Origin of the sequence: Streptomyces sp. Isolate_45, from assembly GCF_024721315.2 — a bacterium.
GTDB lineage: Bacteria > Actinomycetota > Actinomycetes > Streptomycetales > Streptomycetaceae > Streptomyces.
Map to the genome: position 1 here is coordinate 1 of NZ_JANFAK020000123.1, position 24,449 is coordinate 24,449.

Here is a 24,449-nt window from a genome sequence, read left to right on the forward strand (position 1 = left end):
CCCCCCCCCCCCCCCCCCCCCCCCCCCCCCCCCCCCCCCCCCCCCCCCCCCCCCCCCCCCCCCCCCCCCCCACGGCGGCGCCGGCGGGCCCCGGGGGCGGTCGGATACCGCAGGTGGAGGGCTTCGCGCCCCGGTCGGTGGCCGGTTCGCCCAAGGAAGCGGGCAAGGCCCTGCGCGGCCGCGTGCCGCGTGCGGCGCACGCCCGGTTCGAGGCTCCCGCCGGACGGCCCGACGCAGTCCGGGCCGTCGAGGAGTCCAACGAGGGCAGGGTCGCCGAACTGACCCCGATACGGGTGGGCCGGATGGCCGCGAACCCCTTCGCGTTCCTGCGCGGAGCCGCCGGTCTGATGGCGCACGACCTGTCCGGCGGCCCGGTGACCGGCGTCGCGGCGCAGATCTGCGGCGACGCCCACGCAGCCAACTTCGGTCTGTACGGGGACGCGGGCGGCCGGCTCGTCATCGACCTCAACGACTTCGACGAGACCGTCGTCGGACCGTGGGAGTGGGACGTGAAGCGGCTGGCCACCTCCCTGGTGCTGGCCGGGCGGGTGGCGGGCGCGGACGAGGACACCTGCCGGGCGGCGGCGCTGGACGCGGTGGGCGCCTACCGCAGGACCATGCGGCTGCTGGCGAAGCTTCCGGCGATCGACGCCTGGAACGCCATCGCGGACGAGGAACTCGTCTCGCACACCGATGCCCGGGACCTGCTGGGCACGCTGGAGCGGGTCTCCGCGAAGGCCCGCAACAACACCTCGGCCCGGTTCGCCGCCAGGTCCACCGAGATCGGGGCCGACGGCGGCCGGTGCTTCGTCGACGCGCTGCCGGTGCTGCGCCGCGTCGGTGACGCGGAGGCGGCGGCCGTGGCGGCCTCGCTGGGCCCGTACCTGCGGACCCTGTCGGGCGACCGGCTGCCGCTGTTGGCCCGCTACGCGATCCAGGACGTGGCGTTCCGGGTGGTGGGCACGGGCAGCGTCGGCACGCGGTCGTACGTGGTGCTGCTGCTCGACCACCGGGGGGACCCGCTGGTGCTCCAGGTGAAGGAGGCGCGGCCGTCCGTACTGCTGCCGTACCTGCCCGGGCTGGGCTTCCGCACGGCGGTGGAGGAGCACGAGGGCCGGCGGGTGGTGGTCGGGCAGAAGCGGATGCAGGTGGTGTCCGACATCATGCTGGGCTGGACCACGGTGGAGGGGCGTCCCTTCCAGGTGCGCCAGTTCCGCAACCGCAAGGGCAGTGTGGACCCCGCGGCGCTGTCCGTCGCGGAGTTCGACGACTACGGGCGGATGACCGGTGCCCTGCTGGCCCGCGCGCACGCGCACAGCGCCGATCCGCGGCTGCTGGCCGGTTACTGCGGCAAGAACGAGGAGCTGGACGAGGCCATGGCCACCTTTGCGGTGGCGTACGCCGACCGGACCGAGGCCGACCACGCCGACCTGGTGGCGGCCGTCCGGACCGGGCGGATCGCGGCGGAGGCCGGGGTCTGATCGCGAGGGCCCCGGGGGTTGTTTCCTGCGGCCCCGAGGGGTCGTCTCCCGAGGACCCGAGAGGGCGTTCCACGCGGGACAAGCCAGGGTGGTCCACGTGGAACGCGGGGGATGTTTCACGTGAAACCGGACGGTGTTTCACGTGAAACACCGTCCGGGCGGACGGGCCGTAGGCTGGCCGGGTGAGCGAGCAGACCGAGCACCCCGAGCACCCCGAGCGGACAGGCCCCGGCGCGTCCGAGGCCTCCGAGACCCCTGCGGCTCCCCCGGGCTCCGCCGACGAGCGGCCCGAGGCGCGGCTGGACCGGGCCGTGCGGGCCGCCGAGCAGGCCCTCATCGAGTTCGAGATCGCGGTCGAGACCTTCCGGGTCGAGGTCGAGAACTTCTCCCGGCTCCACCACCAGAAGCTCGGGCCGATGTACTCGCGGCTCGACGAGCTGGACGCGCTGATCGCGGAAGCGAAGGCCGAGCGCAGCGGGGACGCCGAGGACCTGCGGCGGGCCCGTGAGGCGCGCTCTCTGGTGATGCCCATGCCCGGCGTCGACGAGCTGTTCCACGACTGGCTGGACTCCGACGGGATCTCGGACGACGCGTCCGCGATGCTCACCGGCCGGGCCGTGAAGCCCCCGGAGCGGGTGCGCCCCTCCGAGGAGGTTCGTCGGCTCTACCGGGAGCTGGTCCGCAAGGCGCACCCGGACCTCGCCCAGGACGAGGCCGAGCGGGAGCGCCGCGACGCGTTCATCGCGCGCGTCAACGCCGCCTACGGTCGCGGTGAGGAACAGTTGCTGCGCGAGTTGGCCGAGGAATGGGCGGCCGGTCCGGCGCCGGAGGCCGTGCGGCCGAGCGAGAGCGAGGAGCTCTACGCCCGCCTGGAGTGGCTGGCCCGGCGCAAGGAACTGCTTGCGGTGCTGGCCCGGGAGCTGGAGGACAGCGCGATCGGCTCGATGCTGCGGATGGCCCCGGACGACCCGGACCGGCTGCTGGAGGAGATCGCGGAGCAACTGCTCGCCCAGGTCTCCGAGCGCGAGGCGGAGCTGAAGGCCCTCGCCGGGTAGGTTGGCAGGCCAGATCCGCGAAGAGAGAAGGCGACAGCTATGAACTTCGGACCGCTTCCCTCGGTGGACGCCGCCGCGGTGCCCTCCGAAGGCTTTGTCCTGGACGTCCGCGAGGACGACGAATGGGCGGCCGGGCACGTCGAGGGTGCGCTGCACATTCCGATGAGCGACTTCGTGGCGCGCTTCGGCGAGCTGACCGAGGCCGTCGCGGAGGACGGCCGGGTGCACGTGATGTGCCGGGTCGGTGGCCGTTCGGCCCAGGTCACCCAGTACCTGGTGCGTCAGGGGATCGACGCCGTGAACGTGGACGGCGGGATGCAGGCCTGGGAGGGTGCCGGGCGCCCGATGGTGACGGACAACGGGAACCCGGCCTTCGTTCTCTAGGGCCTGTCGTCGAACCGGGGTCCTTCGACTCCGGTGGCGGCTCGCGGGCCGGCTCAGGCGAGGGGGTGGGCGGCCAACAGGTCGCCCAGGGCCTCCTCGTGCGCCGCGGCCGGCCCGAGCTGGAGTTCCAGTTGTTTGGCCCAGGCGTGGAAGCGGTGCAGCGGGTAGTCGGTGTCGGCGCCGAAGCCGCCGTGCAGGTGCTGGGCGGTCTGCACGACCCGGCGTACGCCCTCGGAGGCCCAGATCTTGGCGACGGCGACGTCACCGGAGCTGGGCAGCGGGCCGCCCGCCCCGTCGGTCGCCGCGTCGAGCCGCCAGGCGGCCTGCCAGAGGGTGACCTCCATGGCGCGCAGGTCGATGTAGCGGTCGGCGGCCTGTACCGCGACGGCCTGGAAGGTCGCCACGGGGAAGCCGAACTGTTCCCGCTTGCTGGTGTACTGGCTGGTCATGGTGAGGACGCTCTCGCCGAGGCCGAGCGCGAGCGCGCAGGTTCCGGTGGCGAGGAGCTGACGGAGCCGGTCCCAGGCGCCGGGGGCGTCGATGAGGTGGGCCGTGGGCACGCGGACCCCGTCGAGGGTGAGCTCCGCGAGCCGCTCCCCGCTGGTGGAGTACTGGTCGGCGAGGGTGAGCCCGCCGGCGGTACGCGGGACGAGCGCGAGGACGGCCTCGCCGTCGCCGCGGTGGGCGGGTACGGCGATCCAGTCGGCGCTGTGCGCCCAGGGCACGGAGGTTTGCACCCCGTCCAGGGTCCATTCGGCGCCGTCGCGCCGGGCGGTGACGGCGAGTTCGGCGGGGTCGTGGCCGGTGCGGCCGTGCGCGGCGACGGTCAGGACCAGGGTGCCGCGTCCGGCGCCGGGCAGCAGGGCGGAGGCCAGCTCGGCGCTGCCGTGGGCCTGGACCGCCATGGCGGTGGCGCAGTGTTCCAGGAGCGGCACCCGGGCCAGCACCTTCGCGGCCTCGCGCAGCACCAGGCACAGGGCGATGGCGTCGAGGCCGGCGCCGCCGTGTTCCTCGGCGAGGACGAGGCTCAGCAGGTCGGACCCCGCCAGGCTGCCCCACAGCGGCCGGTCGAACTCGTCGGAGACGGCCCCCGGGGTCAGCGCGGGGCTGGGCACGCTGTCGGGGGCCACATCCGCGAACACGGCTTTGGCCGCCTCGACGGCCGCCTGCTGTTCCTCGGTGAAGGTGAAGTCCACTGCCTGTCCTCCCGCGTGCACCGGATCGGTCCCGTTCGCATATCTGACGGTCCGTCAAGATAGAGCAGGAGGGAGGAAATGCACAGGGGGAGGTTCGGCCGTCGGGTCCGGGTCTTCGGGTCCGGGTCTTCGGGTCAGCGGTCGAAGTCGATCTCCACTTCCTCGCTCACCGCGTGGGACTGGCAGGCCAGCACGAACCCGGCGTCCGTCTCGTCGGCCTCCAGCGCGAAGTTGCGGTCCATCCGTACCTCGCCCGCTACCAGGAACACCCGGCAGGTGCCGCACACGCCGCCCTTGCAGGCGTACGGGGCGTCCGCGCGGCCGCGCAGCACGGCGTCCAGCAGGGATTCGCCGTCCTGGACCGGCCAGGTGCCCGACCGGCCGTCGAGCCGGGCGGTGACCCGGCCGTGGGCGGGAGCGGAGATCCGGGTGGGAGTCTGCGGCGCGGTGTCCTCGACGTGGAAGATCTCCTCGTGCACCCGGGTGCGGGAGACGCCGAGTTCGCCCAGGGCCCGCTCCGCGCCCTGCACCAGACCGTACGGTCCGCACAGGAACCAGCCCGTCACCTCGGCGACCGGCAGCAGCGCGGGGAGCAGCGCCGTCAGCCGTGCCTGGTCGAGCCGGCCGGACGGCAGACCGGCCTCCTGCTCCTCGCGGGACAGCACGGTCACCAGCTGGAAGCGGTCGGGGTAGCGGTCCTTGAGGTCCGCCACGTCGTCCAGGAACATCGTCGAGGCGGCGGAACGGTCGCTGCGGACCAGGCAGAAGCGGGCGTCGGGCCGGGCGGCCAGCAGGCTCGCGGCGATCGACAGGACCGGGGTGATCCCGCTGCCGCCGACGACGGCGGCGTAGTGCGCGGCGGCCGGGGCCGCGGCGGGCTCCAGCACGAAGCGGCCGGCCGGGACCATCACGTCGAGCACGTCCCCGGCGGTGATCTCCTTGTGCGCGAACGTGGAGAACTCGCCGCCCTCCACGAGCCGTACCCCGACCCGCAGCGACGCGGGGCCCGGACCGTCGGCGGTCGGGGCGGGGGAACAGATCGAGTACGTGCGGCGGGCGCCGCCGTCGGAGCCGGTGCGGCGCAGGGTGAGGTGCTGGCCGGGCGCGTGCCGGTACTCCTCGCGCAGTTCCGGGGGCACGGCGAGGGTGAGCGCCACCGAGTCGTCGGTGAGCCGCTCGACCGCCGCCACCGTCAGCGCGTGGAAGGCGCCGTGGCGCGCGGGGCGCGTGGGGCCCGGGTCCGCCGAGGGCACAGACACGGCCATCTACAGCTCCTTGAAGTGGTCGAACGGTTCGCGGCAGGAGACGCAGCGGCGCAGCGCCTTGCACGCGGTGGAGGAGAACCGGCTGAGCAGTTCGGTGTCGGTGGAACCGCAGTTGGGGCAGCGCACCGACAAGGTCAGCGGAACCGGTCCTCCGGCGGCGTGCGGGCGGGGCGGCGCGATGCCGAACTCGGCGAGCTTGCGGCGGCCCTCGGCACTGATGTCGTCGGTCGACCAGGCCGGGGCGAGGACGGTGACGACGCGCACGTCGGGGATGCCGTGACCGGTCAGCACCCGCTCGATGTCGGCCGACATGGCCTCGATCGCCGGGCAGCCGGTGTAGGTGGGGGTGAGCGTGACCTCCGCGTGGCCGTCCTCATGCACCCGGACACCGCGCATCACACCCAGCTCGGCGAGCGTGAGCACCGGAAGCTCGGGGTCGGGGACGGAACCGGCGAGCTCGGCCAGCTCCGCCTCCAGGCGCGTCATGCCCACGGCTCCCGCGGTCCCGGTCACCAGGACGCTCCCGGGTGGCTGCGGTGCAGGTGCTGCATCTCGGCGAGCAGCCGCCCGAACGACTCGGTGTGCAGTCCCTCGCGGCCCGCGCCGGCGGCCCAGGCCCCCGTGCGCGGCCCTTCGGGGAGCGCGAGATCCGCCCGCTCCAGTACGCCGGCCACGGCGGCCAGCCAGCGGTCCTCCAGGGCGGCCTGGTCCAGGCCGAGTCCCTCGACGGGCCGGAACATCTCGCCGGTGTACTTCCACAGGGAGTCGAGCCCGGCCCGCATCCGCCGGCGGCTCTCCTGCGTGCCGTCGCCGAGGCGCAGCGTCCACTGCTCGGCGTGGTCGCGGTGGTAGGCGGTCTCCTTCACGGCCTTCGCCGCGAGCGGGGCGAACGGGCCGTCCCCGGCGGCCAGCGCGCCGTACAGCTCGTGCTGGTGGAAGGAGAAGTAGAGCTGTCGGGCGATGGTGTGGGCGAAGTCGCCGTTGGGCTGCTCGACCAACTGGAGGTTGCGGAAGGACCGCTCCTCCCGCAGGAAGGCCAGCTCGTCCTCGTCGCCCGCCATGGACAGCAGGACGCGCGCCTGACCGAGCAGGTCGAGGGCGATGTTGGCCAGGGCCACCTCCTCCTCCAGGACGGGGGCGTGACCGGCCCATTCGCCCAGGCGGTGGGAGAGGATCAGCGCGTCGTCGCCGAGGGCGAGCGCGGCCGCGGCCGTGGTGCCGGTGAGGGCGGTGCCGGTGCTGCTCACAGGTGACGCACCCCCTCGGGAATGTCGTAGAAGGTCGGGTGCCGGTACGGCTTGTCGGCGGACGGGGCGAAGAACGGGTCCCGCTCGTCGGGCGAGGACGCGATGATCTCCGTGGAGGGCACGACCCAGATCGAGATGCCCTCGCCGCGCCGCGTGTAGAGGTCGCGGGCGTTGCGCAGGGCCATCTCCGCGTCCGGGGCGTGCAGGCTTCCCGCGTGCGTGTGCGAGAGGCCGCGGCGCGAGCGCACGAACACCTCCCACAGGGGCCAGTTCTGCGTCATGCCTGTACCTCTCGTCCGGTGCTGGTGTGCTTCTCGGCGTAGGCCGCCGCTGCTTCGCGGACCCAGGCGCCTTCCTCGTGCGCCGTACGGCGCTGGCTGATCCGCTGCTCGTTGCACGGGCCGTTGCCCTTGAGCACGTTCCAGAACTCCGACCAGTCGATGGCGCCGAAGTCGTGGTGCCCGCGCTCCTCGTTCCACTTGATGTCGGGGTCGGGCAGGGTCAGGCCCAGGGACTCGGCCTGCGGGACGGCGATGTCCACGAAGCGCTGGCGCAGCTCGTCGTTGGAATGGCGCTTGATCCGCCAGGCCATCGCCTGAGCGGAGTGGACCGACTCGTCATCGGGCGGGCCGAACATCATCAGGGAGGGCCACCACCAGCGGTCCACGGCGTCCTGCGCCATCGCGTGCTGGGCCTCGGTGCCCCGGGAGAGGGCGAGGAGCAGCTCGTACCCCTGGCGCTGGTGGAAGGACTCCTCCTTGCAGATGCGGACCATGGCGCGGGCGTAGGGGCCGTAGGAGCAGCGGCAGATCGGCACCTGGTTGGTGATCGCCGCGCCGTCCACGAGCCAGCCGATCGCGCCGACGTCCGCCCAGGTCAGGGTGGGGTAATTGAAGATCGAGGAGTACTTCTGCTTGCCCGAGTGCAGCTTGTCGAGCAGCTCGTCGCGGCTGGTGCCGAGCGTTTCGGCGGCGCTGTAGAGGTAGAGCCCGTGCCCGGCCTCGTCCTGCACCTTGGCCATCAGGATCGCCTTGCGGCGCAGCGACGGCGCCCGGGTGATCCAGTTGGCCTCGGGCTGCATGCCGATGATCTCGGAGTGGGCGTGCTGGGCCATCTGCCGGACCAGCGAGGCGCGGTACTCGTCGGGCATCCAGTCGCGCGGCTCGACGCGCTCGTCCGCCGCGACCGCGGCGTCGAAGGCCGCGGCGAGCTGCGCGCCGAGGTCCGCCTCGACGACGCCCGCCGTGCCTGCCGCCGCTGCCGTGCCCGGGCCCGATTCCGGGGTCACTGCGACCATCTCGGCTCCCTGTCAGATTCTGCCGTCCGCCCGACCGACCGATCGTTCGGTTCATCCTCTTCAATGGTGAGACGGCGGGCCGTAGGGTGTCAACCTCTGTGGGCAACCCTGTGGACGCCGGATGATCGGGGCGGGATGTTTTCGAACGAGCACGAGCCTGCGGAAGGAGCACTTCCGACGGCCGTTCCGGCACCCCCCGACCCGGCGGACGACGGGCCCGGCGGCCCGGACGGGCCGCCCCGGGTGCCCGGGATTTCGGGCCTGCCGACGCCGTACCGGGTCGTGGCGGCGCTGGGCCTGGCGGCCGTCGGCGTCGCCGCCTGCCTGCACCTGGCGCTCGTGTTCCTGCACGTGGCGCCCTCGAACACGGTGAGCAAGCAGCACGCGGACCTGGTCGACGGGTGGGTCTATCCCGAGTTCGAACAGAACTGGAAGCTCTTCGCCCCGAACCCCCTCCAGCAGAACATCTCCGTGCAGGTGCGGGCCGAGGTCCGCACCTCCTCGGGCGAGGTCGTCGCCGGTGGCTGGCGCGACCTGTCCGCCGAGGACGGCGAGGCCATCCGGCACAGCCTGCTGCCGAGCCACACCGAGCAGAACGAACTGCGCCGGGCGTGGGACTTCTTCACGGGCTCCCACGACGAGAACAACCGCCCGAACGGCGACCGCGGCGCGCTCTCCGAGGAGTACCTGCGCCGGATCGCCGTGCACCGGCTCACCGAAGGCGGCCGGGACGCGGTTCCGGCCGGCGGGCGGGACGGCGACCGGATCGTGCGCGTCCAGCTGCGCTCGGCGACCACCGCCGTCGCGGCGCCGAGCTGGAGCACCGAGAAGACCGACACCCAGACCTACTACCGGGAGCTGCCGTGGTGGACGGTGTGAGGCGGCCGGGGCCACGGGCCCGGGCGGCCGCCGCCCTGGCGAAGGTGACCGGGCGGGCTCTGGGCCCGTACCAGAGCGCCGTCGTCCGCATCGGTTTCGCCGGGACCTGGCTGTTCTTCCTGCTGAGGGAGCTCCCGAATCGGCACGAGCTGTACGGGCCCGACAGTCCCTGGAGCTGGCAGCTGGCCGAGCGCCTGATCGCCTCGAACCGGGCGTTCACGGTGCTGATGTGGTCGGACTCCACGCTCTGGTTCGAGGTCGTCCACGCCGTCTCGGCGCTGGCGAGCCTGCTGCTCGTACTCGGCTGGCGCACGCGGGCGACGTCCGTGGTCTTCATGGTCGGCGTGCTGTCCCTGCAGAACCGCAGCGTCTTCATGGGCGACGGCGGGGACAACGTCATCCACCTGATGGCGATGTACCTGGTCCTCACCCGCTGCGCGCAGGTGTGGTCGCTGGACGCGCGCCGGGTCCGCCTGCGCGGTTCCGCCTCGGCGGGCGCGGCGGGGCCGGTGCTGTGGGGCGTGCTGGGCGCCGTGCTCGCGTACGGCGCGCTGACCGGGCGGTTCAGCACCGGCTGGCTGGTGGCCTTCGCCGCGCTGTGGGTGGGTCTCGGGCTGTGGTGGCTGGTCGACCGGTACGAGCCGCGGGGCGATGCCCGGGCGGTCCTGGACGTGCTGGCGAACGTCCTGCACAACGCCGGAATGCTGGTGATCATGGCGGAGGTGTGCCTGATCTACGCGACGGCCGGCTGGTACAAGATCCAGGGTTCCCGCTGGCAGGACGGTACCGCGCTCTACTACCCGCTCGGACTGGACTACTTCACCCCGTGGCCGGGGCTGTCCGGGCTGCTGGCGGGCAGCGGAACGCTGGTGATGCTGCTGTCGTACGGGACCGTGGCGGTGCAGGTCGCCTTCCCGTTCACGCTGTTCGACCGGCGCGTGAAGAACGTGCTGCTGGCCGTCATGATGCTGGAGCACGCGGGCATCGCGGTGCTGCTCGGGCTGCCGTTCTTCTCGCTGGCGATGATCGCCGCCGACGCGGTGTTCCTGCCGACGGCCTTCCTGGTGTGGCTCGGCGCGCGGGCCACGGCGCTGCGTCCCGCACGGGGGCGGGCGCGGGCGCGGGTACCGGGGGCGCGGGAGCCGTCGGAGGGGGCGGGAGGGCCGGACGCGGGGGGTCCGCGGGACCGGCGGGCCCCGGAGGACGCTCAGGCCCCGGAGGCCCCGGGGGTACTGGAGGCCCCGGAGGCCCCGGACGTTCCGCAGGCGCCGCCGGTCGGGGCGGACCCCGGCGCGGCGCCGCGCTGACGGTGGTGCCGGCGGGGTCCCTCGGTCGGTGGCGGGCCGGTGCCGGGGCGGGTGCCCCGGCCGTGGCGTCGTAGGGTCGGCGCATGAGCGAGCAGCGGAGTCCCGACGAGAGCGTGCGGAAGTGGCGGGAGGCCGCGGGGCAGGACGGGGCGGTCCTGCTCGACGGGTTCCACGCGCTGAAGCACGCCCTGCGCTTCGGCGCCGATATCCGGGCTGTCGTCGCCGACGACCCGGACGCCGTACGGGCCCTGGCCGCCGAGCTGGCTCCGGACGTCGCTCCGCAGGTGGGGTGGCTGGTGCGGCAGGCCCCGCTCAAGGACCTGCTGCCCCGCGTCCACCCTACCGGCGTCGCCGCGCTCGCCGTCCGGCCCGACCGGGCCGCCGGGCGGGCGGCGCTGGCCCGGCTGCCCCGGCCCGCGCCGGTCGTGGTCCTCGACAACCCGCGCAACCTGGGGAACGTGGGCGCCGTCGTCCGCCTCGCCGCCGGATTCGGCGCCACGGGCGTGGTCACCCGTGGCGACCTCGACCCCTGGCACCCCAACGTGGTCCGGGCCGGCGCCGGGCTGCACTACGCCACCACGGTCGAACGGCTCGCCCTGGAGGAACTGCCGGCCGGGCCGCTGTACGCGCTCGACCCGGAGGGCGCCGACATCCGCGGCCTCGCCCTTCCGGACGACGCCCTGCTCGCCTTCGGCTCGGAACGCCACGGCATCTCGCCCGAGCTCCGCGCCCGGGCGGACCACCTCGTATCCCTACCGATGCGCCCCCAGGTCTCCAGCTACAACCTGGCCACCAGCGTGGCCATGACCCTCTTCCACTGGGGTGGCCCCGCGGCCGGAGCACAGGGCGGCGAGCGCTCCTAGGGCCTGTCGTCGAACTCCCGTCTGCCTCGCGGGCGACGACGGGAGTTCGACAGCCCTAGGCCGCCCCGACCGACAGGACGGCCCGAACGGGTCATGCCTGGCGGCGGACCTCCACCACGCGGAAGCGGTTCGCGACGAACGCGCCGTCGCACAGGGCGGCGTTCGCCGCCGGGTTGCCGCCGGAGCCGTGGAAGTCGGAGAAGGCCGAGGTCTGGTTGACGTAGACCCCGCCGGTCAGGTTCAGCGAGAGCTGCGCCGACTCCTCCAGGCAGACCTCCTCGATCGCGCGCTCGGTGTCCGGGGACGTCGTGTACGCGCCCACCGTCATCGCGCCCTTCTCGCGCACCGTGCGGCGCAGCAGCTCCAGCGCGTCGGCGGTGGAGTCCACCGCGACCGCGAAGGAGACCGGGCCGAAGCACTCCGAGAGGTAGGCGGCCTCCGGGTCCGGCTTGCCGGCGTCCAGCTTGACCACGACCGGGGTGCGCACCACGGCGTCCGGGAACTCCGGGTTGACCACCTCGCGGGAGGCCAGGGCCACCTCGCCGAGGGAGGCGGCGGCCTCCAGGCGGGACTTGACGCCCGGGTTGACCAGCGCGCCGAGCAGGGCGTTGGCCCGGGCGTCGTCGTCCAGCAGGCCCCCGACCGAGGCGGCGAGGTCGGCGACGACCTCGTCGTACGACTTGTGGCCGGCGTCCGTCCCGATGCCGTCGCGCGGGATCAGCAGGTTCTGCGGGGTGGTGCACATCTGGCCGCTGTACAGGGACAGCGAGAACGCCAGGTTGGAGAGCATCCCCTTGTAGTCGGAGGTGGAGTCGACGACGACCGTGTTGACGCCCGCCTTCTCCGTGTAGACCTGGGCCTGGCGGGCGTTGGTCTCCAGCCAGTCCCCGAACTCCGTCGAGCCGGTGTAGTCGATGATCTTGACCTCGGGGCGCAGGGCCAGGGTCTTGGCGATGCCTTCGCCGGGCCGCTCCACGGCGAGTGCCACCAGGTTGGGGTCGAAGCCGGCCTCGGCGAGGACCTCCCGGGCCACCTTGACGGTCAGCGCCAGCGGCAGGACGGCCCGCGGGTGCGGCTTGACCAGCACGGGGTTGCCCGTGGCGAGGGAGGCGAACAGGCCCGGGTAGCCGTTCCAGGTGGGGAAGGTGTTGCAGCCGATCATCAGGGAGACGCCCCGCGGGACGGCCGTGAAGGTCTTGTCGAGCTCCAGCGGGTCCCGCTTGCCCTGCGGCTTCGACCAGTCGGCCCGGCCGGGCACGCGGGTCTGCTCCTCGTACGCGTAGGCCACGGCCTCCAGGCCGCGGTCCTGGGCGTGGGGGCCGCCCGCCTGGAAGGCCATCATGAAGGCCTGGCCGCTGGTGTGCATGACCGCGTGCGCGAACTCGTGCGTGCGCGCGCCGATCCGGGCCAGGATCTCGACGCAGACCAGGGCGCGGACCTCGGGCCCGGCCTCCCGCCAGGCGCCCATGCCGGCCCGCATCGCGGGCAGCAGCACGTCCGGGTCGGCGTGCGGGTACTCGACGCCGAGCTCCGGGCCGTACGGGGAGACCTCGCCGCCCGTCCAGCCGTCGGTGCCGGGCTGGTCGAGGTCGAAGCGGGTGCCGCGGACGGCCTCGAAGGCGGCGAGCCCGTCGGCCGGGGCGGTTTCGCCGTAGGCCTTGGGGTGTTCGGGATGCGGGGACCAGTAGGCGCGACTGCGGATGGCAGCCAGCGCCCGGTCCAGGGTGGGCCGGTGCTTCTCGGACAGCTGGGGGAGGGTGAGCTCGGCGGCCATCAGGGACCAACTCCTCGTTGAGCCGGGCAAGATCAGGCTGGTTTCGCAGGCTGAGATCAGGCAGGGGCGGGTGAAGAAGAGCAGACTGGAGTTAGAGTAACCGAACGATCGGTCGGGACAAGAGGGCCCGGCGGGCCTGTGGATAAGTCGGTGCGGGAGGATCAGGACATGACAGCAATCGAGCGGTCCCGCACTGTGGCGGTCATCGGCGCCGGCACCATGGGGCAGGGCATCGCCCAGGTCGCACTCCTCGCAGGTCACCGCGTGCTGCTCCACGACATCGACCCCGCCTTCGCCGAGGCCGGCGCGGAACTCGTGCGCGACCGCGTCGAGCGGATGGCCGCCAAGGGCCGCCTGGACCGCGCCGAGGCCGAGGAGGCGATCGGCCGGATCGGCGCGGCGGGCACGCTCGCCGACCTCGCCGGAGCGGCCCTCGTCATCGAGGCCGTCGTCGAGGACGTCACCGTCAAGCGCACCCTCTTCGCGGCCCTCGAAGCGGTGATCGCACCGGAGGCGGTGCTGGCGACCAACACCTCCTCCCTCTCCGTCACCGAACTCGCGGCCGGCCTCCGCCACCCCGGCCGCTTCCTCGGCCTGCACTTCTTCAACCCCGCGCCGTTGCTGCCCCTCGTCGAGGTCGTCAGCGGTCACGCGACCGACCCCGACGTGGTCGAGAGCGTCCACGGCACGGTCCTCGGCTGGGGGAAGACCCCGGTCCGCTGCTCCGACACCCCCGGGTTCATCGTCAACCGGATCGCCCGCCCGTTCTACGCGGAGGCCTTCGCGGTGTACGAGGAGCGGGGCGCCGACCCGGCCACCATCGACGCCGTGCTCCGCGAGAGCGGCGGCTTCCGGATGGGGCCCTTCCAGCTCACCGACCTGATCGGCCAGGACGTCAACGAGGCCGTCACCCGCTCCGTCTGGGACTCGTTCTTCCGGAGCCCCAAGTTCACCCCCTCCCTCGCCCAGCGCCGACTGGTCCAGTCGGGCCGGCTCGGCCGGAAGTCCGGGCAGGGCTGGTTCCCGTACGGGGAGGACGTCCGGCTCCCCGAGCCGCACACGGCGGGCCCCGAGGAGGCGCCGGACAAGGTCACCGTCGTCGGTGACCTCGGCCCGGCGGCGGCCCTGGCCGACCTCATCGAGGAGGCCGGGATCGCGGTGACGGCCACCGGGCACGGAGGCCCGTACATCCAGCTGCCCGGTGAGGGCCAGCTGGTGCTCGCGGACGGCAAGACCTCCGTCGAGTTCACCGACGTCGTCTACTTCGACCTCGCCCTGGACTACCGCGGCGCCACCCGGATCGCGCTCTCCGCGAGCGAGGACGTCAGCGAGCGGACCCTGGCCGAGGCCGTCGGCCTCTTCCAGAAGCTGGGCAAGAAGGTCTCCGTCATCGGCGACGTCCCCGGCATGATCGTCGCCCGGACCGTCGCCATGCTGATCGACCTGACCGCCGACGCCGTGGCGCGGGGCGTCGCGGACGCCGAGGACATCGACACCGCGATGACGCTCGGCGTCAACTACCCCCTGGGCCCGTCCGCCTGGCACGCGCTGCTCGGCCCGGACTGGGCCTACGACCTGCTGCACAACCTGGACGAACGCTGTCCCGGCGGCCGCTACGCGCCCTCGCTGGCGCTGTTCAGGCTGGGCTACGCGGCAGGCGGGGACGACGAGGGGGAGGACACGGCATGACCACTGTCAGGCGGGACACCTACACCCCGGAGACGCTGCTCTCCGTGGCCGTGCAGGTGTTCATCGAGCGCGGCTACGACGGCACCTCGATGGAGCACCTCTCCAAGGCGGCCGGAATCTCCAAGTCCTCCATCTACCACCACGTCGCGGGCAAGGAGGAGCTCCTGCTGCGGGCCGTCAGCCGCGCCCTGGACGGCCTCTTCGCCGTCCTCGACGAACCCGGCGCCGTACGCGGCCGGGCGGTCGAACGGGTCGAGTACGTGACCCGGCGGACGGTCGAGGTGCTGCTCGGGGAACTGCCCTACGTGACGCTGCTGCTGCGGGTCCGGGGCAACACGCGCACCGAGCGCTGGGCGCTGGAGCGGCGCCGCGAGTTCGACCACCGGGTCGCGGACCTGCTGAAGGCCGCCGCGGCCGACGGGGACCTGCGCGCCGACGTGGACATCCGGCTCGCCACGCGTCTGCTGTTCGGCATGGTGAACTCCCTCGTGGAGTGGTACCGCCCGCACCCCGGCGCGGACCACGGGCAGCTCGCCGACGCGGTGGTCCACATGGCCTTCGACGGGCTCCGCGCGACCCCGTAGGGAAGCGCCGACGCGACGTCCCGGACGGGAACGCGCCCCCCGGGATTCCGGGGGGCGCGTCGCGTTGTCGGGCGCCCCCTCGCGCCACCCGGTCGGACCAGTCGTACCGGTGGAGCGGGCGGGTCGGGCGGTTCACTCCTCCGTGAGGGCCGGGCCGGCGGTGGGGCCCGTGTCGAGGAGGTCCGTCTCCTCGAAAACCAGCAGCGTGCGCGTGGAGAGGACCTCCGGGATGGACTGGAGGCGCGTCAGGACCAACTCGCGCAAGGTCCGGTTGTCCGGGGTGTGGACGAGCAGCAGGACATCGAAGTCCCCGCTGACCAGGGCGATGTGCGCCGCGCCCGGCAGCTCGCGCAGTTGCTCGCGCACCGTCCGCCACGAGTTCTGGACGATCTTCAGGGTGATATAGGCGGAGGCGCCCTGACCTGCCCGTTCGTGGTTCACCCGGGCGGTGAAGCCGCGGATCACCCCGTCGTCGATGAGCCGGTTGATCCTGGCGTAGGCGTTGGCCCGCGACACGTGGACCTGCTCGGCCACCGAGCGTATGGACGCCCTGCCGTCCGCCTGGAGCAGCCGCATGATCGACCGGTCGATCGGATCCAGGGGGCGGGGAGGCACCGGAGGGGCGCCGGGGACCGCCCCCGGCGGGACCGGCGTCGAACCCGCTCCGGCCATTTGTTCATCCGGCATTGCCCGATGCCTCCCTCTCCTGGACGTCCTGCACCCATCCCACGGCCCCGGCGCCAGTTTGTCCACAGCCTGGAGCCGCCTGTAGCCAAATTGCCCGGACAACCGAACAATCGGTTGGTGAGGGGCCTCACATCCGGGGCACTCCCTGCCCGCTTCCCACGAGGAGGTGTACGCCGCCATGACGGTCCAAGAGCTGCCCGGTGCCGGTGCGTCCCACCGTGCAACCCCGCCGCCCGCCTGGAGGCCCCGTACGGACGCAGCAGCGCTGCTTCCGGACCCCGAGCCGTACCGGGTGCTGGGCACCGAGGCGGCCGACCGCCTCGACCCGGTGCTGATGCGCCGGTACTACGCCGAACTCGTGCGCGGCCGCCGCTACAACGCGCAGGCCACCGCGCTGACGCGGCAGGGCCGTCTGGCCGTGTACCCGTCCACCGTCGGCCAGGAGGCCTGCGAGATCGCGGCCGCCCTGGTCCTGGAGGAGCAGGACTGGCTCTTCCCGAGCTACCGGGACACCCTGGCGGCCGTGGCGCGCGGGCTGGACCCCGTACAGGCCCTCACGCTGCTGCGGGGCGACTGGCACACCGGCTACGACCCGCGCGAGTACCGGATAGCCCCGCTGTGCACCCCCCTCGCCACCCAGCTGCCGCACGCCGTGGGCGTCGCCCACGCCGCCCGGCTGCGCGGGGACGAGGTCGTCGCGCTGGCCATGGTCGGTGACGGCGGCACCAGCGAGGGCGACTTCCACGAGGCGCTGAACTTCGCGGCCGTCTGGCAGGCCCCCGTGGTCTTCCTGGTCCAGAACAACGGCTTCGCCATCTCCGTCCCGCTCGCCAAGCAGACCGCGGCGCCGACGCTGGCCCACAAGGCCGTCGGCTACGGAATGCCCGGCCGGCTGGTCGACGGGAACGACGTCGCGGCCATGCACGAGGTCCTCACCGAGGCCGTCCAGCGCGCCCGCGGCGGCGGCGGACCGACCCTCATCGAGGCCGTCACGTACCGGATGGAGGCCCACACGAACGCCGACGACGCGACCCGCTACCGCACCGACGCCGAGGTGGAGGCCTGGAAGGCGCACGACCCGGTGGAACTGCTGGAGCGCGAGCTCACCGCCCGCGGGATCCTCGACGAGGACGGCATCCGGGAAGCGCGCGACGCGGCCGAGGCGATGGCCGCGAACCTGCGCGAGCGGATGAACGCCGAACCGGTCGTGGACCCGATGGACCTCTTCGCGCACGTCTACGCGGAGCAGACCGGACGACTGCGCGAGCAGGCCGACCTGCTGCGCGCCGAACTGGAAGCCGAGGAACAGGCGTGAGCACGGTGGCACAGCGGGCGGTGAAGCCCGCGACGATGGCGCAGGCCCTCACCCGGGCCATGCGCGACGCGATGGCCGAGGACCCGACCGTCCACGTGATGGGCGAGGACGTCGGAGCGCTCGGCGGGGTCTTCCGGATCACGGACGGCCTCGTGAAGGAGTTCGGCGAGGACCGCGTGACGGACACCCCGCTCGCGGAGGCCGGGATCCTCGGCACCGCCGTCGGCATGGCCATGTACGGGCTGCGGCCGGTCGTGGAGATGCAGTTCGACGCGTTCGCGTACCCGGCCTTCGAGCAGCTCATCTCGCACGTGGCGAAGATGCGCAACCGCACCCGGGGCGCGATGCCGCTGCCGATCACCATCCGCGTCCCGTACGGCGGCGGCATCGGCGGCGTCGAGCACCACTGCGACTCCTCCGAGGCGTACTACGTGGCCACGCCGGGTCTGACGGTCGTCACCCCGGCGACGGTCGAGGACGCGTACGGGCTGCTGCGCGCGTCGATCGCGAGCGACGACCCGGTGGTCTTCCTGGAGCCCAAGCGGCTGTACTGGTCGAAGTCGCCGTGGTCGCCGGACGCGCCGGACGAGGTCCCCGGGATCGGCAAGGCGCTGGTCCGCCGGGCGGGCACGAGCGCCACGCTGATCACCTACGGACCGTCCCTGCCGGTCTGTCTGGAGGCGGCCGAGGCGGCCCGCGAGGAGGGCTGGGACCTGGAGGTCGTGGACCTGCGCTCGCTCGTCCCGTTCGACGAGGAGACGGTCGTGGCCTCCGTACGCCGCACCGGGCGCGCCGTGGTGGTCCACGAGGCCGGCGGCTTCGGCGGACCGGGCGCGGAGATCGCCGCCCGGGTGACGGAGCGCTGCTTCCACCACCTGGAGGCTCCCGTGCTGCGCGTGACGGGCTTCGACATCCCGTACCCGCCGCCGATGCTGGAGAAGCACCACCTGCCCGGTGTGGACCGGATCCTGGACACCGTGGCCCGCCTGCAGTGGGAGAACTGATGCCGCAGGTACTGGAGTTCAAACTGCCCGACCTCGGGGAGGGGCTGACCGAGGCGGAGATCGTCCGCTGGCTGGTGGCCGTGGGCGACGTGGTCGAGATCGACCAGCCGGTCGTCGAGGTCGAGACCGCCAAGGCGATGGTGGAGGTCCCCTGCCCGTACGGGGGCGTGGTCACCGCGCGCTTCGGCGAGGAGGGCACGGAGCTCCCGGTCGGAGCCCCGCTGATCACCGTGGCGGTGGGCTCGGGCACCACGCCGGAGCCGGAACCGGCGGAGACGACGTCCGGGTCGGGCAACGTCCTGGTCGGCTACGGCACGGACCACTCCCGGCCGGCACGGCGCCGCCGGGTCCGGCCGGCGGGTACGGCCCAGGCGGCTCCCGCCGCCGTGGCCGCCGCCGCTCCGACGGTCGTGGCGCCCGTGGTGCCTGCGGCTCCTGCGGCTCCCGTGGCCGTCGGGCCCGTTCCGGTGATCTCGCCGTTGGTGCGCAAGCTGGCCCGGGACAACGGGCTCGACCTGCGGGCACTGCACGGCTCCGGTCCGCAGGGCCTGATCCTGCGGGCCGACGTCGAGGCGGCCCTCGCGGGCGCGTCCGCGGCGCCCGACGCGCGGCCGGCCGTGTCCGCGGCGCCCGACGAGGCGCCCCGGCCCGCAGCCCAGGGCGAGCGGATCCCGCTCAAGGGGCTGCGCGGGCTCGTCGCGGAGAAGCTCTCGCGCAGCCGGCGCGAGATCCCCGAGGCCACCTGCTGGGTCGACGCGGACGCCACCGAACTGATGGCGGCCCGGGCCGCGATGAACGCCGTGGACGGACCGAAGATCTCGGTCCTCGCGCTGCTCGCCCGGATCTGCACGGCGGCGCTCGCCAAGTACCCGGAACTCAACTCCACCGTCGACCTGGCGGCGAACGAGATCGTCCGGCTCCCGGCCGTGCACCTCGGCTTCGCCGCGCAGACGGAGCGCGGGCTGATGGTCCCGGTGGTCCGGGACGCCCAGGACCGCAGCCCGGAGTCCCTGTCGGCCGAGTTCGCCCGGCTGACCGAGCTCGCCCGGTCCGGAAAGCTGGCACCGTCCGACCTCACCGGCGGGACGTTCACCCTCAACAACTACGGGGTGTTCGGGGTCGACGGCTCCACGCCGATCATCAACCACCCCGAGGCCGCCATGCTCGGCGTGGGCCGGATCATCCCCAAGCCGTGGGTGCACCAGGGGGAGCTGGCCGTGCGCAAGGTCGTCCAGCTGTCGCTGACCTTCGACCACCGGGTGTGCGACGGCGGCGCGGCGGGCGGCTTCCTGCGGTACGTCGCCGACTGCGTGGAGAACCCGGCGGTGCTGCTCCGCGGCCTCTGAACCGCCCGTCCGGATCCAGGCGGCCGGGACCGCGGTGTCGTACCCCGCGGTCCCGGCAGGATCCGGCGGCCACGGCCCGCCCGGCGTCGCCGCGGCGAAAGACTCCCGGGGCGGCGGCCCCGGGAACCACGGCCGGGCGGGACCCCCACCCCGCCCGGCCGTAACCCCCTCCTCGTCCGGGGCGGCTACACCGTCAGCAGCAGCTTGCCGACGTGGGCGCTGGACTCCAGCACCCGGTGGGCCTCCGCCGCCTCGGCCATCGGGTACGTCGCGTGCACCACGGGGCGCACCCGCCCCGCCGCCACCAGCGGCCACACGTGTTCCCGTACGGCCGCGATGATGGCGGCCTTCTCATCCAGGGGCCGGGTCCGCAGCGAGGTGGCGGTGATCGCGGCCCGCTTGGCCAGCAGGGTGCCCAGGTTCAACTCGGCCTTCACCCCGCCCTGCATCCCGATCACGGCGAGCCGCCCGTTGACGGCCAGCGCGTCCAGGTTCCGTGCCAGGTACTTCGCGCCCATGATGTCGAGGATCACGTCGGCACCGGCACCGCCCGTCGCGGACCGCAGCTCCTCCACGAAGTCCTGCTCGCGGTAGTCGATCAGGATGTCCGCGCCGAGCTCCGCGCAGCGCGCCAGCTTCTCCTTGCCGCCCGCGGTCACCGCGACCCGTGCGCCGACCGCCTTGCCGAGCTGGATCGCCATCGTGCCGATCCCGCTGGAGCCGCCGTGGACGAGCAGGGTCTCGCCGGGACGCAGCCCGGCGACCATGAACACGTTGGACCACACCGTCGCGACGACCTCCGGCAGCGCGGCGGCCGTCACCAGGTCGATGCCCTCCGGCACCGGCAGGAGTTGGCCCGCCGGGACGGCCACCCGCTCCGCGTATCCGCCGCCGGACAGCAGCGCGCACACCTCGTCGCCCACCGACCAGCCGGACACTCCCGGCCCGACGGAGGTGATGCGGCCGGAACACTCCAGGCCGGGGTGGGGCGAGGCGCCGGGCGGCGGATCGTAGAAACCTTGTCGCTGGAGGACGTCGGCGCGGTTCACGGCGCTCGCCGCGACCTCGACGAGCACCTCCCCCTCGCCGGCCACAGGATCGGGTACGTCGGCCCAGACGAGGGCCTCGGGGCCACCGGGCTGCTCGATCGTGATCGCATGCATGGCCCGGAGGCTACGCGAACCCGCCCCGGGACGGCAGGACGCCGCCGAGTGCGGCGACTCGGCGCGGGCCCTCCGCCGGCCCCGCGCCGACCCGATCCGCGGTCCACCCGATCAGCGGTCCACGCGATCCGCGGTCTACTCGACCGGGCCGAGCGTCACGTTGGGCGAGAGCGGGGGCGTGGCGCGCACGATGGTGATGACCCGGTCCGTCAACTGGAGCGGGCTCGCGTGCGGGTCGTCGTAGGCGAGCAGGCGGTGGCCGCGCAGCACGGTCACCACCAGGTCGTCGGTCTCCCGTACGCTCCGGCCCACCTCGGACTTGTTGACGGGCCGTTCGATCAGGTCCAGGCCGCTGCCCTGCTGGATGAGGTCCTCCATCACGGTGCCCGCGCTCGGACTGAGCACCGACAGCCCGAGGAGCCGTCCGGCCGCGCTCGCGCTGGTGATGACCGCGTCCGCGCCGGACTGCTTCAGCAGCGGCGCGTTCTCCTCCTCGCGGACCGCCGCGACGATCTTGGCGCCCCGGTTGAGCTGGCGCGCCGTCAGCGTCACCAGGACCGCCGTGTCGTCCCGCTGGGTGGCGATGACGATCTGACGGGCCTTCTGGATCTCCGCCCGCAACAGGACGTCCGAGCGGGTGGCGTCGCCGACCACACCCGTGAACCCCTCCGCGTTGGCGATGTCGATGACCTTGGAACTGGGGTCGACGATGACGACCTGTTCCCTGCTGAGGCCGGTGGCCAGCAGGGTCTGCAGCGCCGAGCGGCCCTTCGTACCGAAGCCGACGACGACCGTGTGCTCGCGCAAGTTCTTCCTCCAGCGACTCAGCCGCCATTCTTCCCTGGTGCGTTCGGTGAGCACTTCCAGGGTGGTGCCGACCAGGATGATCAGGAACAGCACGCGCAGTGGCGTGATCAGCAGGATGTTCACCAACCGCGCGCTGTCGCTGTACGGGACGATGTCGCCGTAGCCCGTCGTGGACAGGGTCACGGTCGCGTAGTAGAAGCAGTCGAGGAGATCGACCTGCTCGTTCGCGTTGTCGTGGTACCCGGCGCGGTCGAGCCAGACGATCAGGACCGTCAGGAACAGCACGAACAGGGCCATCAACAGTCGAAGGCCGACCTGCCGCAGCGGCTTCTCGACGACGCGTCTGGGCAGTTTGATGCGGCGCGAGACGAGTTTCTCGTCCGCGCCGCGCGCCATCGCGTCCTGGCCGTGAAGTTTCACGTGAAACATCCCCCCGAAGCCCAGGGCAGGTCGAGGATTTCGAGGTCCTGCCCGGATCGTGCGCCGTGCGGCGGTACGACGGCCAGCGCGTCGGCGGCGGCCACGCCGCGCAGCATCGCAGGGCCGTTGTACCGCAGCGGCACGGCATGTTCGTCGGTCAGCAGCACCGGGACGAGCCGGGTGTCGTACGGGTGGCCGGGCACGTCGCCCTGCACCGGCACCGTGTAGCGCGGCCGCTGCCGGCGACCCGCGAGGGCGCGCAGCAGGGGCTCGGCGAGGGTCAACAGCCCGGACACGGCGGCCAGCGGGTTGCCCGGCAGGCCGACGACGTGGCGCCCGTCCGCCCGGTCGCCGATGCGGGCCAGCAACATCGGGTGCCCGGGGCGCACGGCGACCCCGTCGACGAGGAGTTCGGCGCCGGCGCGGGCCAGGACGGGGTGCACGTGGTCGACGGGACCGGAGGCGGTGCCGCCGGTGGTGATCAGCAGGTCCGCGGTGGAGCCGGTGACGGCCTCGTACAGGGCCTGCGCACCGGCCGGGTCGTCCCCGAGCCGCCGCGTGCCGGTGACCTGCGCGCCGAGGCGGCCGAGCCAGGGGCCGAGCATGGGGCCGAGGGCGTCGCGGATCAGCCCGTCGTGGGGGCGGCCCTCGGTCAGCAGCTCGTCGCCGAGGACGAGGACCTCCACGCGGGGCCGGGGCCGGGTGACCAGCTCGTCGTACCCGGCGGCGGCGGCCAGGCCGAGGACGGCCGGGGTGACGAGGGAACCGACGGGCAGCAGCAGGTCCCCGGAGCGGCACTCCTGGCCGCGCGGGCGGATGTCCTGACCGGTGCCGACGGCCCGCTCGGCGTACAGGTGGGCGCCGGCCTCGCGGACGTGCTCGCTGCGGATGACGGCGCTGGTGTCCGCGGGGATCCGGGCACCGGTGGCGATCCGGACCGCCTCGCCGTCCGCGAGCGGCGCCGGCGGCTCCGTCCCGGCCAGGACCCCGCCGGCGCGCATCAGCCAGGGGCCGGGGCCGGCGACGGCCCAACCGTCCATGGCGGAGGTGTCGAAGGAGGGGAGGTCGCTCAAGGCCTCCAGGGGAGCCTCCAGCACCTCGCCCAGCGCGTCCGGGAGCGGAACCCGGTGGCTGCGGCCGCGTACGCCGGAGCCGGCCCGGACGGCGACCGTCCGGGCGTTCGGCCAGGCCGTGGCCCGGTGGCCGGCCGTGGCTCCGGCCCGGGCATCGCGGCTGACCAGGGCAAGGGCTTCGTCCAGGGCGCCGTCGGCGTCGGTACGGGTCATCCTGAGCCGCTCTCCTGAGGATCGGCGGGCTGCGCCTCGTCGGCCCAGCGCAGGGCCAGCTCGGCGGTCTTGCGGCAGGCGTCGAGGACGGCTTGCGCCGGGTCGGCGCCCTGGGCCTCGGCGCGGGCGGCCGCGTAGCCGACGAGGAAGGTCGTCAGCGGAGCCGCGGGTCGGGCGACGCCGTGGGCGGCGTCACGGGCGAGGTCGAGCAGGGCCGTGACGTCGACGTCGACGTCGATGCCGAGCTCGTTCTTGGCGGCGTTGATCCATTGCTCCAGCACGGTCCCATGCTCCCTGATCCGGGCGCGGGCCGCCGCCAGGTCCTCCCAGGTGTCGCAGTCGAAGGAGGCGAGTGGCGCGGCGGCGGTGACGGGGGTCAGGTCGAGTTCGGCGGTCAGGGCGCGCAGCGGCAGCCCGTTGAGGGTGCCGTGCTCGGTGGCGAGCAGGGCGATCTCGCGGCGCAGGGGCTCCGCCCGGTAGGCGGCGACCAGCGGCTGGTCCCGGCCGTCGGGGTCCCGGAGCAGGGCCCCGTCCGGCCCGTCGGCGGCCAGCAGCGCACGGACGGTGTCCCGGTCGAGGAAGGGCAGGTCGGCGGAGAGTACGAGGACCAGCCCGGCCGTCGTGGCCCGCAACCCGGCGTCCAGCGCGGCCACCGGGCCGCCGCCGGGCGGGTCCTCACGGGCCCAGCGCACCGGGCGGGCCGTCGCCCGTCGGCCGCCGACCACGACGGTGGTCCCGGCGTCGGCGCACGCGTCGAGGACCCGGTCCAGCAGGGCGCGGCCGCCGACGCGCAGGCCGGGCTTGTCGGCCCCGCCGAGGCGGCGGGCGGCGCCGCCGGCCAGGACGATCGCGTCGTAGCTCATGCCTTTGAGTATGGGGGCCCGGTGTCGTCCACCGGCTGCCCGGGGCCGCGTTCTGATCGCCGGCGGGACTTGGAGGGGGCGCTGCCCGGGCCTGGGTCGAGTTTGGTGGCGGGGTTGGTTTCCGGGCGCTGCCCGGACCCGCGCCTCAAACGCCGGCGGGGCTGGAAGGGGCGCTGCCCGGACCCGCGCCTCAAACGCCGGCGGGGCTGGAAGGGGCGCTGCCCGGACCTGTGCCTCAAGCGCCGGCGGGACTTGGAGGGGGGTGCTGCCCGGGCCTGCGTCGCGTGTGGTGGCGGGGCTGGATGGGGGTGTTGACCCTGCCTGTGCCGTGACTGGCGGCGGGGTTGGAAGGGGCGCGGCCCTGGTGCGCGCCTCGATCGTCGGCGGCGCTGGAGGGGGTTGCTCGGGCGGGCCGTGGAGGGGGATGAGCGGGTGGGGGTGGGGACCGCCCCCGGGAAAGCGCCGGGGGGGGGGGGGGGGGGGGGGGGGGGGGGGGGGGGGGGGGGGGGGGGGGGGGGGGGGGGGGGGGGGGGGGGG

General features: G+C 73.7%; 23 protein-coding genes. 11 read left to right on the forward strand and 12 right to left on the reverse strand.

The window, feature by feature from the left end; translation table 11 throughout:
- Positions 1 to 104 precede the first annotated feature (104 nt).
- From NOD94_RS30255 to NOD94_RS30265, 3 genes are all read left to right on the forward strand, one after another.
- Complete coding sequence (locus NOD94_RS30255) at positions 105 to 1,481, forward strand: DUF2252 domain-containing protein (RefSeq protein ID WP_281209358.1); 1,377 nt, start codon at positions 105 to 107, stop codon at positions 1,479 to 1,481.
- Positions 1,482 to 1,780: 299 nt separating this feature from the next.
- On the forward strand, positions 1,781 to 2,536 hold the full coding sequence (locus tag NOD94_RS30260; protein WP_281209359.1) for a hypothetical protein: 756 nt from the start codon (positions 1,781 to 1,783) through the stop codon (positions 2,534 to 2,536).
- Positions 2,537 to 2,575: 39 nt separating this feature from the next.
- Positions 2,576 to 2,920 (forward strand): rhodanese-like domain-containing protein, encoded by a 345-nt coding sequence (locus tag NOD94_RS30265; protein WP_281209338.1) that lies wholly within the window; start codon positions 2,576 to 2,578, stop codon positions 2,918 to 2,920.
- A 53-nt stretch (positions 2,921 to 2,973) separates the two neighbouring features.
- On the opposite strand, the gene NOD94_RS30270 is transcribed toward NOD94_RS30265, so the two are convergent.
- From NOD94_RS30270 to paaA, 6 genes are all read right to left on the reverse strand, one after another.
- Positions 2,974 to 4,116 carry an acyl-CoA dehydrogenase family protein gene (locus NOD94_RS30270; RefSeq protein ID WP_281209339.1) on the reverse strand — a complete coding sequence of 381 codons (1,143 nt, stop codon included), beginning with the start codon at positions 4,114 to 4,116 and terminating at the stop codon, positions 2,974 to 2,976.
- A gap of 134 nt (positions 4,117 to 4,250) precedes the next feature.
- Positions 4,251 to 5,381 (reverse strand): 2Fe-2S iron-sulfur cluster-binding protein, encoded by a 1,131-nt coding sequence (locus NOD94_RS30275; RefSeq protein WP_281209340.1) that lies wholly within the window; start codon positions 5,379 to 5,381, stop codon positions 4,251 to 4,253.
- A complete protein-coding gene (paaD, locus tag NOD94_RS30280; protein WP_281209360.1) occupies positions 5,382 to 5,867 on the reverse strand; it encodes a 1,2-phenylacetyl-CoA epoxidase subunit PaaD in 486 nt (161 codons plus the stop codon).
- A gap of 23 nt (positions 5,868 to 5,890) precedes the next feature.
- Entirely contained in the window at positions 5,891 to 6,628 is a 738-nt protein-coding gene (paaC, locus tag NOD94_RS30285; RefSeq protein ID WP_281209341.1) for a 1,2-phenylacetyl-CoA epoxidase subunit PaaC, read from the reverse strand.
- The gene (gene paaB / locus NOD94_RS30290; RefSeq protein WP_281209342.1) at positions 6,625 to 6,909 is read right to left on the reverse strand and encodes a 1,2-phenylacetyl-CoA epoxidase subunit PaaB; all 285 of its coding nucleotides are present in this window, start codon (positions 6,907 to 6,909) and stop codon (positions 6,625 to 6,627) included. The genes paaC and paaB overlap by 4 nt, the downstream gene beginning before the upstream one ends.
- On the reverse strand, positions 6,906 to 7,925 hold the full coding sequence (paaA, locus tag NOD94_RS30295; protein ID WP_281209343.1) for a 1,2-phenylacetyl-CoA epoxidase subunit PaaA: 1,020 nt from the start codon (positions 7,923 to 7,925) through the stop codon (positions 6,906 to 6,908). The genes paaB and paaA overlap by 4 nt, the downstream gene beginning before the upstream one ends.
- Positions 7,926 to 8,060: 135 nt before the next feature.
- On the opposite strand from paaA, the gene NOD94_RS30300 reads away from it, so the two are divergent.
- From NOD94_RS30300 to NOD94_RS30310, 3 genes are all read left to right on the forward strand, one after another.
- Positions 8,061 to 8,804 carry a DUF5819 family protein gene (locus NOD94_RS30300; RefSeq protein ID WP_348652363.1) on the forward strand — a complete coding sequence of 248 codons (744 nt, stop codon included), beginning with the start codon at positions 8,061 to 8,063 and terminating at the stop codon, positions 8,802 to 8,804.
- Positions 8,789 to 10,111, forward strand: a complete 1,323-nt coding sequence (locus NOD94_RS30305; RefSeq protein WP_281209345.1) for an HTTM domain-containing protein — start codon at positions 8,789 to 8,791, stop codon at positions 10,109 to 10,111. The genes NOD94_RS30300 and NOD94_RS30305 overlap by 16 nt, the downstream gene beginning before the upstream one ends.
- 83 nt (positions 10,112 to 10,194) lie before the next feature.
- A complete protein-coding gene (locus NOD94_RS30310; RefSeq protein ID WP_281209346.1) occupies positions 10,195 to 10,974 on the forward strand; it encodes a TrmH family RNA methyltransferase in 780 nt (259 codons plus the stop codon).
- A gap of 91 nt (positions 10,975 to 11,065) precedes the next feature.
- Here NOD94_RS30310 and paaN read toward each other — a convergent pair whose 3' ends face one another.
- The gene (paaN, locus tag NOD94_RS30315; RefSeq protein ID WP_281209347.1) at positions 11,066 to 12,748 is read right to left on the reverse strand and encodes a phenylacetic acid degradation protein PaaN; all 1,683 of its coding nucleotides are present in this window, start codon (positions 12,746 to 12,748) and stop codon (positions 11,066 to 11,068) included.
- A 168-nt stretch (positions 12,749 to 12,916) separates the two neighbouring features.
- On the opposite strand from paaN, the gene NOD94_RS30320 reads away from it, so the two are divergent.
- Both NOD94_RS30320 and NOD94_RS30325 read left to right on the forward strand, forming a co-directional pair.
- Positions 12,917 to 14,437 (forward strand): 3-hydroxyacyl-CoA dehydrogenase, encoded by a 1,521-nt coding sequence (locus NOD94_RS30320; protein WP_281209348.1) that lies wholly within the window; start codon positions 12,917 to 12,919, stop codon positions 14,435 to 14,437.
- Complete coding sequence (locus NOD94_RS30325) at positions 14,434 to 15,021, forward strand: TetR/AcrR family transcriptional regulator (RefSeq protein ID WP_281209349.1); 588 nt, start codon at positions 14,434 to 14,436, stop codon at positions 15,019 to 15,021. Before NOD94_RS30320 ends, NOD94_RS30325 begins: the two co-directional genes overlap by 4 nt.
- A 132-nt stretch (positions 15,022 to 15,153) precedes the next feature.
- On the opposite strand, the gene NOD94_RS30330 is transcribed toward NOD94_RS30325, so the two are convergent.
- Positions 15,154 to 15,708 (reverse strand): Lrp/AsnC family transcriptional regulator, encoded by a 555-nt coding sequence (locus NOD94_RS30330; protein ID WP_281209350.1) that lies wholly within the window; start codon positions 15,706 to 15,708, stop codon positions 15,154 to 15,156.
- Between the two features lie 178 nt (positions 15,709 to 15,886).
- Between NOD94_RS30330 and pdhA the strand changes: the two genes are divergently transcribed.
- Genes pdhA through NOD94_RS30345 form a run of 3 tightly spaced genes read left to right on the forward strand, consistent with a single transcriptional unit; the run spans position 15,887 to position 19,373 of the window.
- Positions 15,887 to 17,023, forward strand: a complete 1,137-nt coding sequence (gene pdhA, locus NOD94_RS30335; RefSeq protein ID WP_281209351.1) for a pyruvate dehydrogenase (acetyl-transferring) E1 component subunit alpha — start codon at positions 15,887 to 15,889, stop codon at positions 17,021 to 17,023.
- Complete coding sequence (locus tag NOD94_RS30340) at positions 17,020 to 18,027, forward strand: alpha-ketoacid dehydrogenase subunit beta (protein ID WP_281209352.1); 1,008 nt, start codon at positions 17,020 to 17,022, stop codon at positions 18,025 to 18,027. Before pdhA ends, NOD94_RS30340 begins: the two co-directional genes overlap by 4 nt.
- Positions 18,027 to 19,373 (forward strand): dihydrolipoamide acetyltransferase family protein, encoded by a 1,347-nt coding sequence (locus NOD94_RS30345; protein ID WP_281209353.1) that lies wholly within the window; start codon positions 18,027 to 18,029, stop codon positions 19,371 to 19,373. The genes NOD94_RS30340 and NOD94_RS30345 overlap by 1 nt, the downstream gene beginning before the upstream one ends.
- Before the next feature lie 185 nt (positions 19,374 to 19,558).
- Here the strand turns inward: NOD94_RS30345 and NOD94_RS30350 are convergent, their stop codons facing one another.
- The 4 genes from NOD94_RS30350 to NOD94_RS30365 all read right to left on the reverse strand — a co-directional run bounded on the left by NOD94_RS30350 (position 19,559) and on the right by NOD94_RS30365 (position 23,912).
- Entirely contained in the window at positions 19,559 to 20,536 is a 978-nt protein-coding gene (locus NOD94_RS30350; RefSeq protein WP_281209354.1) for an NAD(P)H-quinone oxidoreductase, read from the reverse strand.
- A 135-nt stretch (positions 20,537 to 20,671) separates the two neighbouring features.
- Positions 20,672 to 21,772, reverse strand: coding sequence for a potassium channel family protein (locus tag NOD94_RS30355; RefSeq protein WP_281209355.1), 1,101 nt, complete (start codon positions 21,770 to 21,772; stop codon positions 20,672 to 20,674).
- Entirely contained in the window at positions 21,760 to 23,049 is a 1,290-nt protein-coding gene (locus tag NOD94_RS30360; RefSeq protein ID WP_281209356.1) for a molybdopterin molybdotransferase MoeA, read from the reverse strand. The genes NOD94_RS30355 and NOD94_RS30360 overlap by 13 nt, the downstream gene beginning before the upstream one ends.
- A complete protein-coding gene (locus tag NOD94_RS30365) occupies positions 23,046 to 23,912 on the reverse strand; it encodes an NTP transferase domain-containing protein (RefSeq protein WP_281209357.1) in 867 nt (288 codons plus the stop codon). Before NOD94_RS30365 ends, NOD94_RS30360 begins: the two co-directional genes overlap by 4 nt.
- Positions 23,913 to 24,449 lie beyond the last annotated feature (537 nt).

Bases quoted from the DNA above. Each gene is read 5' to 3' on its own strand.
- NOD94_RS30265 (WP_281209338.1), top strand. From the start codon at position 2,576: ATGAACTTCGGACCGCTTCCCTCGGTGGACGCCGCCGCGGTGCCCTCC.
- NOD94_RS30365 (WP_281209357.1), bottom strand. From the start codon at position 23,912: ATGAGCTACGACGCGATCGTCCTGGCCGGCGGCGCCGCCCGCCGCCTC.
- NOD94_RS30300 (WP_348652363.1), top strand. From the start codon at position 8,061: ATGTTTTCGAACGAGCACGAGCCTGCGGAAGGAGCACTTCCGACGGCC.
- NOD94_RS30360 (WP_281209356.1), bottom strand. From the start codon at position 23,049: ATGACCCGTACCGACGCCGACGGCGCCCTGGACGAAGCCCTTGCCCTG.
- NOD94_RS30275 (WP_281209340.1), bottom strand. From the start codon at position 5,381: ATGGCCGTGTCTGTGCCCTCGGCGGACCCGGGCCCCACGCGCCCCGCG.
- NOD94_RS30330 (WP_281209350.1), bottom strand. From the start codon at position 15,708: ATGCCGGATGAACAAATGGCCGGAGCGGGTTCGACGCCGGTCCCGCCG.
- paaA (WP_281209343.1), bottom strand. From the start codon at position 7,925: ATGGTCGCAGTGACCCCGGAATCGGGCCCGGGCACGGCAGCGGCGGCA.
- NOD94_RS30355 (WP_281209355.1), bottom strand. From the start codon at position 21,772: ATGTTTCACGTGAAACTTCACGGCCAGGACGCGATGGCGCGCGGCGCG.
- NOD94_RS30310 (WP_281209346.1), top strand. From the start codon at position 10,195: ATGAGCGAGCAGCGGAGTCCCGACGAGAGCGTGCGGAAGTGGCGGGAG.
- NOD94_RS30350 (WP_281209354.1), bottom strand. From the start codon at position 20,536: ATGCATGCGATCACGATCGAGCAGCCCGGTGGCCCCGAGGCCCTCGTC.
- NOD94_RS30345 (WP_281209353.1), top strand. From the start codon at position 18,027: ATGCCGCAGGTACTGGAGTTCAAACTGCCCGACCTCGGGGAGGGGCTG.
- paaN (WP_281209347.1), bottom strand. From the start codon at position 12,748: ATGGCCGCCGAGCTCACCCTCCCCCAGCTGTCCGAGAAGCACCGGCCC.
- paaB (WP_281209342.1), bottom strand. From the start codon at position 6,909: ATGACGCAGAACTGGCCCCTGTGGGAGGTGTTCGTGCGCTCGCGCCGC.
- NOD94_RS30325 (WP_281209349.1), top strand. From the start codon at position 14,434: ATGACCACTGTCAGGCGGGACACCTACACCCCGGAGACGCTGCTCTCC.
- paaD (WP_281209360.1), bottom strand. From the start codon at position 5,867: ATGACGCGCCTGGAGGCGGAGCTGGCCGAGCTCGCCGGTTCCGTCCCC.
- pdhA (WP_281209351.1), top strand. From the start codon at position 15,887: ATGACGGTCCAAGAGCTGCCCGGTGCCGGTGCGTCCCACCGTGCAACC.
- NOD94_RS30320 (WP_281209348.1), top strand. From the start codon at position 12,917: ATGACAGCAATCGAGCGGTCCCGCACTGTGGCGGTCATCGGCGCCGGC.